The organism is Streptomyces aureus (genome assembly GCF_001418135.1).
Classification (GTDB): Bacteria; Actinomycetota; Actinomycetes; order Streptomycetales; family Streptomycetaceae; genus Streptomyces; species Streptomyces aureus_A.
In genome coordinates this window covers 1-11,766 of the sequence record NZ_LIPQ01000179.1, presented here as the reverse complement: position 1 = coordinate 11,766, position 11,766 = coordinate 1, and the positions used below count along the sequence as shown (strand labels likewise).

Genomic DNA, 11,766 nt, shown 5'->3' with positions numbered 1-11,766 from the left:
CTCCGCGCCGCCCCCAGCTGCCCCGTCGACACATACGTCAGCCCGCAGCACACCCTTCCCTGCGGCAGCGCGACCCCCAGCCCCGCCGCCTCAAGGACCCGGACCGCCGCCCTGCCCACCTCCGGTGCCAGGTGGTCCGTGAACGTGTCCGGCCACAGCGTCACCGTCGGCGGGCGGGAGGAGGCGCGTTCGGCGAACCACGCCGTGAACGTCCCCTCCGCCACCCTCGGCATCGTCCGCTCCGGCGTCACGCCCGCGAGGCGCGCCGCGAACGGCAGCCTCATCCCGGCGTTCAGCCCCCGGCCGAACAGATGGAGCCAGTGCGGCAGCCTGCCCATCGTCCAGTGCGAGCGCGGCCTGCGCAGGAAGCCGAGCGGTCCCGCGTAGTGCCGGTCGAGGAACTCCGCCTTGTACGCGGCCATGTCGACGCCCACCGGACAGTCGCTGCGGCACCCCTTGCACGACAGACACAGGTCAAGCGCCTCCCGGACCTCCTCCGAGCGCCAGCCGTCCGTGATCACCTCGCCGAGCGCCATCTCGTGGAGCAGCCGCGCCCGCCCCCGCGTCGAGTGCTTCTCCTCCCCCGTCGCCCGGTACGAGGGACACATCACCCCCGGCCCGGAACTCGGGCCATCCACCCGGCACTTGGCCACCCCCACGCACCGGGCGGCCTCCCTGCCGAGGCCCACCAGCGGCAGCCCCGCGAACCGCAGGCCCTCGTCGAGCGGGCGCGGGCGGACCAGCATCCCCGGGTTGAGGCCGCCGTCCGGGTCCCACACGTCCTTGACCGCGCCGAACAGGGCGACGAGCTCCTCCCCGTACATCCTCGGCAGCAGCTCGGCCCGCGCCTGCCCGTCGCCGTGCTCCCCGGAGAGCGAGCCGCCGTGGGCGACCACGAGGTCGGCCACCGCCTCCGAGAAGCGGCGGAAGTCCCGTACCCCCTTCTCCGTCCACAGGTCGAAGTCGATCCGGACATGGACACAGCCGTCACCGAAGTGCCCGTACGGCACTCCCCGCAGGCCGAAGTCGGCGAGGAGCGACCGGAATTCGCGGAGGTACGCGCCGAGCCTCGCCGGCGGCACCGCGCAGTCCTCCCATCCCGGCCATGCCTCTCCGCCTCCCCCGGACTCCGTCCGGGAGGTGCCCCCGGGGGTCCGTGTCGCCGTGCCCGCCGCGTCCTCCCGGATCCGCCACAGCGCCCGCTGTCCTGCCGGGTCCCTCACCACGGCGGAGTCGATGGCGTCGGCCGCCCGGACCAGCGCCCGGGCGGCACCCTCCCCGTCGACCTCGCAGAACAGCCACGCCCCACCGCGAGGCAGCCCGGCAGCCCCCCGTACGAGATCCGCCGCCATCCCCTCCACGGTCAGCGGTCCGGACGGCAGGAGCCCCGCCGCCGCCTCCGCCGCCGCGCTCTCGTCCGCGTACCCCAACACCACCAGCACCGGCGCGGTCGGCAGCGGGACGAGCGCCACCGTCGCCTCCGTCACCACGCCCAGCGTCCCCTCGCTGCCACAGAACGAGCGGGCCACGTCCACGCCCCGCTCCGGGAGCAGCGCGTCCAGTGCGTACCCGGAGATCCGGCGCGGCAGACCGGCCGGGTAGCCGGTCCGCAGGAGGGCGAGATGGCGGCCGACGAGGTCGAGGAGTCCGGCGGGGGCGCCCTGCCCACCCCGCCCCAGCGTCAACGCCACGCCTCCGTACGTCATCACTTCCAGCGAGCGCACGTTGTCCGCCGTGGTCCCCCAGGCGACCGAGTGCGCCCCGCACGCGTTGTTGCCGATCATGCCGCCGACGGTGCAGCGGCTGTGCGTGGACGGATCGGGGCCGAAGGTCAGGCCGTACGGGCGTGCCGCCTCCCGCAGCCGGTCGAGGACGAGCCCCGGCCGGACCACCGCCATCCGCGCCTCCGGGTCCAGGGAGACGATCCCGCCCATGTGCCGTGTGAGGTCGAGCACGACGCCGGTGCCGGTCGCCTGGCCGCCGATCGAGGTCCCGGCGCCCCGCGCGACGACCGGGGTGGTGCCGTGGGCCCGGCACACCTCCAGGACGGCCGCGACGTCGTCGGCGTCGCGCGGGGCGACCGTACCGGCCGGAATCCGGCGGTAGTTGGAGGCGTCCATGGTCGTCAGTGCCCTGGCGGTGACGGAGAAGTCGACCTCTCCGGCGACGGCGGCGCGCAGGTCGGCGGCCAGGCCGGACGTGTGTTCCTCGTGTGTTCCCACAAGCCCAGGATGTCTCAGGACTCGTCTCATCGGGCGGACATCCGGCGACCGGCCCCTTCCCGACCCGATACTCTCCGCCTCGTGGCTGATATCCAGATTCCCGCTGACATCAAGCCCGCCGACGGCCGTTTCGGCGCGGGCCCCTCCAAGGTGCGTACGGAGGCGCTGGACGCCCTGGCCGCCACCGGCACCTCTCTCCTCGGCACGTCCCACCGCCAGGCTCCGGTCAAGAACCTGGTCGGCGAGGTACGTACCGGCATCCGTGACCTCTTCTCGCTCCCCGAGGGCTACGAGGTGATCCTGGGCAACGGCGGCTCCACCGCCTTCTGGGACGTCGCGACCCACGGTCTGATCGAGCACAAGTCGCAGCACCTCACCTTCGGCGAGTTCTCCTCCAAGTTCGCGAAGGCCGCCAAGCTGGCCCCGTGGCTGGCCGAGCCGACCGTGATCTCCTCCGACCCGGGCACCCACCCGGAGCCGGTGGCGGAGGCGGGCGTGGACGTCTACGCGTACACGCACAACGAGACCTCCACCGGTGTCGCCGCCCCGATCAAGCGGGTCGACGGCGCCGACGAGGGCGCGCTCGTCCTGGTCGACGCGACCTCCGGCGCGGGCGGTCTCCCGGTCGACATCACCGAGACGGACGTCTACTACTTCGCCCCGCAGAAGTCCTTCGCCGCCGAGGGCGGCCTGTGGCTGGCGGCCTTCTCCCCGGCCGCCCTGGAGCGGGCGCAGAGGATCCACGACTCCGGCCGGCACATCCCGGAGTTCTTCTCGCTGACGACGGCGATCGACAACTCGCTGAAGAACCAGACGTACAACACCCCGGCGCTCTCGACCCTCTTCCTGCTCAACGAGCAGCTGAAGTGGATCAACGGCCAGGGCGGTCTGGACTGGGCCGTGGCCCGGACGAAGGAGTCCTCGCAGGCGCTGTACGGCTGGGCCGAGGAGTCCAAGTACGCGACGCCGTTCGTCGCGGACGCGGCGAAGCGCTCGCAGGTCATCGGCACGATCGACTTCGCGGACGACATCGACGCGGCAGCAATCGCGAAGGCGCTGCGCGCCAACGGCATCGTCGACACGGAGCCGTACCGCAAGCTGGGCCGCAACCAGCTGCGGGTCGCGATGTTCCCGGCGATCGACCCGGCGGACGTGCGCGCCCTGACGGCCTGCATCGACTACGTGATCGAGAAGCTGTAGAGCCCTGCTCCGAAGTAGGCCCGGCGTCGGAAGAGAAAGTGTCCGGCGCCGGGCCTTCGCCGTTCAGCCCGACTGTGCCTTCACGTGGTCGATGACGGCGGCGAACTCGGCGGTCGGCGAGAACTCCACGACGTCGACGTCCTCCAGGGCCTCGGGCGCGTGGCCCGGCCCCCAGTAGTAGGCCTGCCCGGCCTCGTAGATCTCGTCGCCCGAGGCGGTGCGCATCCTGATCCGGCCCTTGAACAGATAGCCCCAGTGGGGGCACTGGCACAGGTCGCCCTCCAGCCCCTTGAGCGCCGGCGCCATGTCCGTGCCCTGGGGAAGGTGGATGAAGGCGACGGTCATGTCACCGCCGGCCTCCTGCATACGGAAGTCCAGGCCGCCGCCTTCCATGGCGACCGGGGTGTCCTCGCGAGTGAATCCCGTCATGGCTCCTCCACGGTCGTTGTCCTTCCAGTCTCGACCCCGTGCCGCACCGGGTCGATGCGAGGAGGAACACCGCAGGTCAGCCCCGCCGCAGCAGTCGCTTGACGCCGAAGACGACGACGAACGCGCCCGCGAGGACCAGGAAGCCGACCGTGACGTTGCCCTTCTCGCCGTCGGCCGCCGGCGACTGCGGCGCCTGCGGTGCGCCCGGGGTGTCCGGGCTGCCGCCCGGCTTGTCCGGGGAGCGCCCGGCGTCCTGCCGCTCCAGCCGCACCACCCGGCTCTTCTGCCCCTCGGAGCCGAGCATGAACGCCGAGCCGTCCGTCGTGTACGTCACCGATTCCGCCTGGCCCTGGAACGGGGCTCCGATCGACGTGCCCTCGTCGCCGAGCCGGCCGTCCTTCCACGTGTACTCGCGGGCCATGAGGTAGCCGCGCAGGACCAGGCGGCCGCCGTCCGGCGAGAAGGCGCCGTCGGTGACCCACGGGACCTCGTCGACGCGCCGGAAGACGTTCGTCCCGGACGAGGAGAGCCGCTCGGGGCCCGCGTACAGGCCGCCGCCGTCCTCGTTCTTGCTGGCGATGTACACCCGGCCGGTCTTCGGATGGACCATCAGCGCCTCGGCGTTGCGCGCACCGTCGGCGTACTTCACGACGTACTGCTTCGCCGCCACCTTCTGGTCCTTGAGGACCTTCGGCTCGGGGAAGCGGTAGACCCAGACGTGGTCCCAGGAGCCGTCGAGGTTGTCGCCGATGTCGCCCACGTAGATGTCGCCGTCCGGGCCGACCGCGATCGCCTCCATGTCACGGGGGGTGCCGACGCCCTGCATGGTCAGGGTCGCGACCGTCTGCCCCGTGCGGGAGTCGATGCCGTAGATCAGGGGGGCGTCCTGGTCGTTGTGCGTCCAGTAGATCCCGGGGTGGGCCCGGCTCGCGGCGAGGCCGCTGGACTCGGTGACACGTGAGTCCTCGATGGTGAAGTCCCGGTCCGGCTCCTGCCCTTCGGCAAGGGCGGGAGCGGCCGGGAGCAGCACCAGGGCCGCCGCAGCGCCGAGGGCGCACAGAGCAGATCGCATGTCCCCCAGCCTGCCACGACGCGGCCGCCGGCACCGGGCGCCGAAGATCGTCCGTTGCCCGGAAGCCCTGCTCGCCCGCTGCGGCGAAACCCGCTTGACCAGCGCCTGGGCCGCTGTCAGGGTCGCGCTCATGCCCACCCCGCAGACCTTCTCCGCGCCCGACGGCACGACACTCGCCTTCCATGTGTCCGGCACCGGCGCCCCGCTCCTCTGCCTCCCCGGCGGTCCGCTCCAGGACTCCGCCTACCTCGGCGATCTCGGCGGACTGACCGCGCACCGGCAGCTGATCCGGCTCGACCTCCGGGGGACGGGCGCGTCGGCCGTGCCGGACGACGCCTCCTCGTACCGCTGCGACCGGCTCGTCGAGGACGTGGAGGCGCTGCGCGCGCACCTCGGGCTCGACACCGTCGACGTCCTCGGGCACTCGGCGGGCGCGAACCTCGCCGCCCTGTACGTGACCCGGTACTCCGAGCGGGTCGGCCGGCTCGTGCTCGTCACTCCGGGCACGGCGGCCGTCGGGCTCGACACGGCGCCGGAGGAGCGGCTCGCGGCGGCGCGGCTGCGGCGGGACGAGCCGTGGTTCGGTCCGGCGTACGCGGCGCTCGAAGAGGTCACGGCGGGGCGCGGGACCGGCGAGAGCTTCCAGGCCGTGACGCCGTTCTTCCACGGGACCTGGGACGAGGCGGCGCGGGAGCGGCACGCCGCCGGGGAGGGGCAGCGGAACCGTGAGGGCGCGGGTGTCTTCGCGAGTGAGGGGGCCTTCGACCCGGAGGCGACGCGCGCGGTGTTCGCGGAGTTCGCGCGGCCTGTGCTCGTGGTGGCCGGGGAGGGGGACGTCAACACCCCGGTCCCGACGGCGGCGGCGTACGCGGAGCTGTTCCCGAAGGCGGCCTTCGTCGTCCTGGAGGGGGCGGGGCACTTCCCGTGGCACGACGACGCGGAGCGGTTCTCGGGTACGGTCGGCGACTTCCTGCGGTAGGCGGTTCGCCCCGGTGGGCCCGTGTCCCGGATCACGTCGCAGGTCCGGGACGCCGTCCGCGATGATATGACCATGCGTTTTCTGTTCGTCGGCGACAGCATGACCATCGGACGCGCCGGCGACTGGACCTGGCGGTACCGCATGTGGCGGCACCTGGAGTCGACGCTGCCCGGCGGGTACGAGATCGTCGGCCCCCGCACCGCGTTGTACGACCCCGCCGCCGACGCCCCGGGCTCGGAGACGTACGCAGACCCGGCCTTCCCCGCCCCCGCCCGGCGCCATCTGGCCGGCTGGGGCGAGGGGTGGCTGCACATGGCACCCGTGATCGGCGACACGGTCGTGGCGACCGAAGCCGACGTGCTGCTGATCTCTCTCGGCCTGATCGACCTCGGCTTCTACACCAACAGCGAGCAGACCGAGGAGAACGTCCGGGCGTTCGTCGCCGCGGCCCGCGCCGCGAACCCGCGCGTCCGGGCCGTCCTCCTGCCGGTCATCCCCAACGTGCGCGCCGGGTACGACGCCCCCTTCGCCCTTGAGTGCGCCCGCTTCAACGAGCTGCTCGCGAAGGCGGTCGCCGACCTGGACACGGCGGCCTCGCCCCTCCTCCTGGCGGCGATCCCGGAGTCGTACGACCTCGACGCGGACACCTATGACGGCACCCACCCGGGCCCCTCCGGCGAGCACAAACTGGCGGCGGCCTTCGCCGACGCGATGCACCAGGCGTGGGGTCTGGGCGGCCCGTACGCCGGGTAGCGGCCGGGGCTCAGGCGGCCCGGGTGAGACGGTTCGCGAAGGTCGAGAGCGTGTACGCGCCGATGCCGAGGACCACCTCCAGGGCGTTGCGGCGGGTGTATCCCGCGGCCTCGAAGGCGGCCATCTCCTCGTCGCTGACCGCACCCGCGGAGGCGAGGACCCGGAGGGTGAACAGGCGGACGGCCGCGAGCCGTTCGGCATCGGGCGCGGGACCGAGGGCGGCCATCTTGGCCTCGTGCATGTCGACGCAGAGGTGGCACTGATTGCGTTCGGCGACGGTCAGGACGACCGTCTCGCGGGAGTGCGGGTCGAGGGTGGTGGACTCGAAGGTCTGGCTGAGCTTCAGGAAGCCGTCGAGGGTCTCGGGCGACTCCTTGAGGAGGGCGACGGCGTTGGCGGTACGGGTGGACATGTCCACGGACAAGGCGTCTCCAGGCTCGGGCGGGCGGAACGGGTAGAATCGACAACATGGTTGACCATGTGGCGAAGGAAAACGTAAACCAGGTTGTCGATATCGGCAAGGCGGAAAGCGGACCCGAGGGCGGCGGCCGGGGCTACGAACTCCCCCTGCTCCTCTTCGGCGGCTTCCGCACCCTCATCGACCGCCTCCACGCCCGCCTCGCCACCGAGGGCCACCCGGACCTGCGCCCCGCCCACGGCTTCGCCATGCAGGCCGTCGGCGCGCGGGGCGCCACCGCCAGCGAGATCGGACGCCGCCTCGGCGTCTCCAAACAGGCCGCCGGGAAGACCGTCGACCGACTCCTCGCCCTCGGCTACGCCGAGCGCGCCGACGACCCGGCCGACGCCCGCCGCAAACTCGTCCACCTCACTCCACGCGGGTACGAGGCCCTCGCCCGCTCCGCCGCGATCTTCGACGAACTGCGGGCGGAGTGGGCGGCGACCCTCGGCGCGGACCGCGTCCGGGACCTGGAGGCGGCCCTGCGGAACGTCGTCCCCGCGGAGACGGCGTTCCGCCTGGACGCCACCAGCTGGCTGGGCGCCCCCTGACCGGCCGACCGGCACGACCAGCCCGACCGGTCAGGACAGTCAGGACAGTCACGACGGCCAGGACGATCAGACGGCCCGGACGACCCCCGGGTGGAGACCCCCGGGTGAAGGCCCCCGGACGCCACGCCACCCCGACGTCCGGGCACCCGGCTACCAGGCGAAGGCCTCCGGCGACGGGCCCGGGCCCGGGAAGATCTCGTCGAGGCCCGCCAGGACCTCCTCGCTCAGCTCAAGCTCCAGGGCACGCAGCGCGCCCGCCAGCTGCTCGGGCGTACGCGGACCGACGATCGGGCCCGTCACGCCCGGCCGGGTGAGCAGCCACGCGAGGGCCGCCTCGCCCGGCTGGAGGCCGTGCTTGTCGAGCAGGTCCTCGTAGGCCTGGAGCTTGGCGCGGGAGTCCGGGTCGGCGAGGGTGGCCGCCGCGCGGCCCTCGGTACGCCGCTTGCCCTCGGCCTCCTTCTTCAGGACGCCGCCGAGCAGACCGCCGTGCAGCGGCGACCAGGGGATGACCCCGAGGCCGTACTCCTGCGCGGCCGGGATGACCTCCATCTCCGCGCGCCGCTCGAAGAGGTTGTAGAGGCACTGTTCGCTGACGAGGCCGACCGAGCCGCGCCGGGCGGCGGTCTCGTTGGCCTGGGCGATCTTGTAGCCGGGGAAGTTGGAGGAGCCGGCGTAGAGGATCTTGCCCTGCTGGATGAGGACGTCGACCGCCTGCCAGATCTCCTCGAAGGGGGTCGAGCGGTCGATGTGGTGGAACTGGTAGACGTCGATGTAGTCCGTGCCGAGGCGCTTGAGGCTGCCCTCGACCGCACGGCGGATGTTCACCGCCGAGAGCTTGTCGTGGTTGGGCCAGGCCTCGCCGTCGGTGCCCATGTTCCCGTACACCTTGGTGGCGAGAACGGTACGGTCGCGGCGGCCGTCGCCCTTCGCGAACCAGGAACCGAGGATCTCCTCGGTCCGGCCCTTGTTCTCACCCCAGCCGTACACGTTGGCGGTGTCGAAGAAGTTGAGCCCCGCGTCCAGCGCCGTGTCCATGATGGCGTGGCTGGTGGCTTCGTCCGTCTGGGGTCCGAAGTTCATCGTCCCGAGGACGAGTCGGCTGACCTTGAGTCCGGTGCGTCCGAGCTGCGTGTACTCCATGAGCGCCAAGCCAACTGCTTCGAGTGCGCTCGAAGCAAGGGGGTTCCCACGGGGTGGCAGGCGCCGGGAGGCGACGGCGAAGGACGGCTACTGTCCGGTCACGGAAGCCACCGCGATGATCGCGAACATCAGTACGAGCACGCCGGCCATGATGCGGTTACGGGTCTTAGGGTCCACCCGTCGAGGTTAACCCGGCCGCCCCGGCGGCCCCTCAAGGGGCCAGCCGTCGACCTTCTCGTACCGGGGCTGCTCGCCCCGCACCCCGCTCACCGGCAGGTTCGAACGCACCAGGGCCAGCTCGCCCACCTCCCAGCGGGTGCCCTCGAAGGTGCCGAGCTCGTCGAGGAAGGGATGGACGTCCGCGTCGTCGCCCCGCGCGCGGGCGACCGTCAGATGCGCCTGGTAGCGGCGGTGCTCGTCCATCGGGACCCCGGCCCTGCGCGCGGCGGCGTCGGCGCGCTCGGCGAGCAGCCGCAGCTCGTCCAGGTCCCCGGCGATCCCGGCCCACAGGGCGCGCCGCCCGAAGTGCCCGCCGCCGTGGAGCCGCAGCGGGAAGGACGGTGTGCGGTGCGCGGCGCGGGCGAGCCGGACGCGCAGGTCGGGCAGCAGCTCCTCGTCGACCTCCCCCATGAACGCGAGCGTGAGGTGCCAGCCGGGCCGCGAGGTCCAGCGGAGCCGGTCGGCCCCGGGCAGCCGGTGGAGCCGGTCGACGACGTGTCCGAGTTCGTCCAGCTGCTCGGGCGGCGGCAGGACGGCGGCGAAGAGCCTCATGGGGTGAGTGTGGCAGCGGTTAGCCTCTGCGGCATGAAGATCTCCATCAGGAAGGGCGGGGCGGAGGACCTCCCCGCGATACTCGGCGTCCTCGACAGCGCCGTGGTGTGGCTCAACGGCAAGGGGATCACCGCGCAGTGGGGCACGGAGTCGTTCTCCGGGCGCCCCAAGGCGGTGAAGCAGGTCGAGGACACGATGGCCGCGGGTGATCCGTGGATCGCCGAGATCGACGGCGTACCGGCGGGGACGATGACGCTGACCCCGTTCCCCGGGCAGTACATCGAGCCGGCGGACGAGCCCGAGGTGTACGTACGGCTCCTCGCGACCGACGCCCGGTTCCACGGCCACGGGGTGGGCTCGGCGCTGCTCGCCCACGCGGCGGAGGAGACGCGGCGGCAGGGGGTGTCGCTGCTGCGGGTGGACTGCTTCGCGGGCAGTGAGGGCCGGCTGGTCGCGTACTACGAGGGCCAGGGCTTCACCCCGACGGACACGTTCCTGGTCGGGGACTGGGCGGGCCAGGTACTGGAGCGGCGGGTCTGAGGACCGGCCGCTCCCGTGGCGTTCGGGCGGCCGGCCCGTCGCCTGACCGGGCGGTCACGCGACAGGCCGGTCACGCGGCCGGCCCGGCGCGGTCAGCTGGTGAAGTACCCGGCGTCCAGCGCGATCCAGCCCTTGAACCCGCGCTCGTCGTAGATGCGCAGGGAGCCGTCGGGGGTGACCTCCCAGCGGACGGTGAGGGGACCGGTGATGTCCCCTGCGCCGGTCGCCGTACCCACCATGCCCTGGGTGCGGATGGGGTGGAGGTGCGACGGGAGCGTGAGGATCGTCTCGCCGCTGGTCCACGGGGTGTTGGTGTTGCGTGTCACCCGAAGGCGGAGCTCGACGCGGTCGCCCGTCTGGCGGTACTGCGGCTTGTAGCTGTTGGTAGCCCCGTAGACGTTCTCGTCGTACGTCAGAGGGGTCCACGGGGTGGTGCTGGAGAGGCCGTAGAGGGCCATGCGTCGGTCTCCTTGGGTGGCGAAGCCGAACACGAGCTGCGGCCCGTCGGACGTTCGGCGGACGGTGATGGCTTCGGTCTCCCGGTGCGCGAGATCGACGGCGGTGTCGTTGAAGATCCGCTCGATCACCGCGCCCGGGACGACGTCGTAGACGGTCCACCAGGAATTGCCCGGGGGCGGGTTGTCCTCGTCGTAGGCGGTGCCCGCGTTCTGGTAGACGAAGTTTCCGTACAGGCACCAGGACTGGGTGCTGTGCTTGCCCGGGAAGCGCGCCAGGGTGGTGAAGTCGTGGCGCTTGAAGGCGTCGAGTTCGTAGACGCGGTACTCCACGGTGCCGGACGTCACGTGGCGTACCGCGATGTGGCCGTGGTCGAGGTCCAGGGACGGGGTGACCGCGGAGCCTTCGCCGACGGGTTTGAACACCTCGACGGGGCCGCTCCTGGCATCGACGAGAGTGCCGGGCTGGAACGCGAGCCGGCCGATGTACTTGCCGTGGGCGTTCTCACCGGCGGCGGCGACGTCCGCGTGGGTCTCCAGCCACAGCCACACGGTGCCGTCGACGTTCTCGACTCCGAACCCGGCTCCGTGGCCGAAGCCACTCAGGTGCATGGAGGCGAGCACGGTGCCGTCGGGCGCGACCTGGTTGACGCACAGGTCACCCCGCGCGTCGTGGTCCTCGCGGCGGACGACGGTGTCGTCCTCGGAGAGTTTGACCCCGCCGCTGATGCCCTGCACGGCGTAGGCCAGGCCGGTCACCGAATCGAAGGCGACCTGCTGGTGCACCCTGGTGTACGTGAGGGGGAGCTCCCTGCCGAACAGGTCGACGGGCTCGTCCTTCAGGTCGAACCTGTACCCCGGGGGCAGGCTGGGCCACGCCGGGGCGGCGACCGACGAGGTGCCGGCGAGGGGCGTGGCCTTCGGCGCGGCTGCCTGGGCGGGTCCGACGGAGGCGAGGGCCGGAGCGGCGGCCGCCGCTGTCAGNNNNACGTATGGAAAGCGGCCGCCGGGAGTTCCGGCGAGTCGCGGCCCGGAATACGGGCGAAACACATGCTCATGGGCGTGCAAGCCCCCCTTTCAAGATCTTCACCTGCACGGCGCCGCGATCTTCGCACACAGATGCGAGGGGGCAGAAGGGAAATCCGGAGAGCCGGGCGGAGGGCCGGGGCGGCGGGCCGCGGGGCGGGGTCTCCGCCC

12 protein-coding genes are annotated in these 11,766 nt (G+C 72.3%); 5 read left to right on the top strand and 7 right to left on the bottom strand.

The window, feature by feature from the left end:
• Window positions 1-2,252 (bottom strand): FAD-binding and (Fe-S)-binding domain-containing protein (locus AOK00_RS16710; protein WP_055601104.1); only part of this gene is annotated, 2,252 nt, incomplete at its 3' end.
• A 51-nt stretch (window positions 2,253-2,303) separates the two neighbouring features.
• Between AOK00_RS16710 and serC the strand changes: the two genes are divergently transcribed.
• Complete coding sequence (gene serC, locus AOK00_RS16705; RefSeq protein WP_055601102.1) at window positions 2,304-3,422, top strand: phosphoserine transaminase; 1,119 nt, start codon at window positions 2,304-2,306, stop codon at window positions 3,420-3,422.
• A gap of 63 nt (window positions 3,423-3,485) precedes the next feature.
• Here serC and AOK00_RS16700 read toward each other — a convergent pair whose 3' ends face one another.
• On the bottom strand, window positions 3,486-3,851 hold the full coding sequence (locus AOK00_RS16700; RefSeq protein WP_055601101.1) for a hypothetical protein: 366 nt from the start codon (window positions 3,849-3,851) through the stop codon (window positions 3,486-3,488).
• A 76-nt stretch (window positions 3,852-3,927) separates the two neighbouring features.
• Window positions 3,928-4,923, bottom strand: coding sequence for a hypothetical protein (locus AOK00_RS16695; protein WP_055601100.1), 996 nt, complete (start codon window positions 4,921-4,923; stop codon window positions 3,928-3,930).
• Between the two features lie 130 nt (window positions 4,924-5,053).
• On the opposite strand from AOK00_RS16695, the gene AOK00_RS16690 reads away from it, so the two are divergent.
• Complete coding sequence (locus AOK00_RS16690; RefSeq protein ID WP_055601103.1) at window positions 5,054-5,902, top strand: alpha/beta fold hydrolase; 849 nt, start codon at window positions 5,054-5,056, stop codon at window positions 5,900-5,902.
• Between the two features lie 72 nt (window positions 5,903-5,974).
• Complete coding sequence (locus AOK00_RS16685) at window positions 5,975-6,655, top strand: GDSL-type esterase/lipase family protein (protein ID WP_055601099.1); 681 nt, start codon at window positions 5,975-5,977, stop codon at window positions 6,653-6,655.
• 10 nt (window positions 6,656-6,665) lie between these two features.
• Here the strand turns inward: AOK00_RS16685 and AOK00_RS16680 are convergent, their stop codons facing one another.
• On the bottom strand, window positions 6,666-7,067 hold the full coding sequence (locus AOK00_RS16680; protein ID WP_437441421.1) for a carboxymuconolactone decarboxylase family protein: 402 nt from the start codon (window positions 7,065-7,067) through the stop codon (window positions 6,666-6,668).
• Window positions 7,068-7,123: 56 nt separating this feature from the next.
• On the opposite strand from AOK00_RS16680, the gene AOK00_RS16675 reads away from it, so the two are divergent.
• Window positions 7,124-7,663 (top strand): MarR family winged helix-turn-helix transcriptional regulator, encoded by a 540-nt coding sequence (locus AOK00_RS16675; RefSeq protein ID WP_055601097.1) that lies wholly within the window; start codon window positions 7,124-7,126, stop codon window positions 7,661-7,663.
• Between the two features lie 150 nt (window positions 7,664-7,813).
• Here AOK00_RS16675 and AOK00_RS16670 read toward each other — a convergent pair whose 3' ends face one another.
• Together AOK00_RS16670 and thpR are read right to left on the bottom strand one after the other, a co-directional pair.
• The gene (locus tag AOK00_RS16670) at window positions 7,814-8,803 is read right to left on the bottom strand and encodes an aldo/keto reductase (protein ID WP_055601096.1); all 990 of its coding nucleotides are present in this window, start codon (window positions 8,801-8,803) and stop codon (window positions 7,814-7,816) included.
• Between the two features lie 186 nt (window positions 8,804-8,989).
• Complete coding sequence (gene thpR, locus AOK00_RS16665; protein WP_055601095.1) at window positions 8,990-9,574, bottom strand: RNA 2',3'-cyclic phosphodiesterase; 585 nt, start codon at window positions 9,572-9,574, stop codon at window positions 8,990-8,992.
• A gap of 33 nt (window positions 9,575-9,607) precedes the next feature.
• On the opposite strand from thpR, the gene AOK00_RS16660 reads away from it, so the two are divergent.
• Entirely contained in the window at window positions 9,608-10,114 is a 507-nt protein-coding gene (locus AOK00_RS16660) for a GNAT family N-acetyltransferase (protein WP_055601094.1), read from the top strand.
• A 92-nt stretch (window positions 10,115-10,206) separates the two neighbouring features.
• Here AOK00_RS16660 and AOK00_RS41425 read toward each other — a convergent pair whose 3' ends face one another.
• The gene (locus tag AOK00_RS41425; RefSeq protein WP_367870042.1) at window positions 10,207-11,355 is read right to left on the bottom strand and encodes a phage baseplate protein; all 1,149 of its coding nucleotides are present in this window, start codon (window positions 11,353-11,355) and stop codon (window positions 10,207-10,209) included.
• Between the last annotated feature and the right edge of the window lie 411 nt (window positions 11,356-11,766).

Excerpts from the sequence above, each read along its gene's own strand:
- AOK00_RS16700 (WP_055601101.1), bottom strand. The coding sequence starts at position 3,851 with ATGACGGGATTCACTCGCGAGGACACCCCGGTCGCCATGGAAGGCGGC.
- AOK00_RS16695 (WP_055601100.1), bottom strand. The coding sequence starts at position 4,923 with ATGCGATCTGCTCTGTGCGCCCTCGGCGCTGCGGCGGCCCTGGTGCTG.
- AOK00_RS16690 (WP_055601103.1), top strand. The coding sequence starts at position 5,054 with ATGCCCACCCCGCAGACCTTCTCCGCGCCCGACGGCACGACACTCGCC.
- AOK00_RS16685 (WP_055601099.1), top strand. The coding sequence starts at position 5,975 with ATGCGTTTTCTGTTCGTCGGCGACAGCATGACCATCGGACGCGCCGGC.
- AOK00_RS16680 (WP_437441421.1), bottom strand. The coding sequence starts at position 7,067 with ATGTCCACCCGTACCGCCAACGCCGTCGCCCTCCTCAAGGAGTCGCCC.
- AOK00_RS16675 (WP_055601097.1), top strand. The coding sequence starts at position 7,124 with ATGGTTGACCATGTGGCGAAGGAAAACGTAAACCAGGTTGTCGATATC.
- AOK00_RS16670 (WP_055601096.1), bottom strand. The coding sequence starts at position 8,803 with ATGGAGTACACGCAGCTCGGACGCACCGGACTCAAGGTCAGCCGACTC.
- thpR (WP_055601095.1), bottom strand. The coding sequence starts at position 9,574 with ATGAGGCTCTTCGCCGCCGTCCTGCCGCCGCCCGAGCAGCTGGACGAA.
- AOK00_RS16660 (WP_055601094.1), top strand. The coding sequence starts at position 9,608 with ATGAAGATCTCCATCAGGAAGGGCGGGGCGGAGGACCTCCCCGCGATA.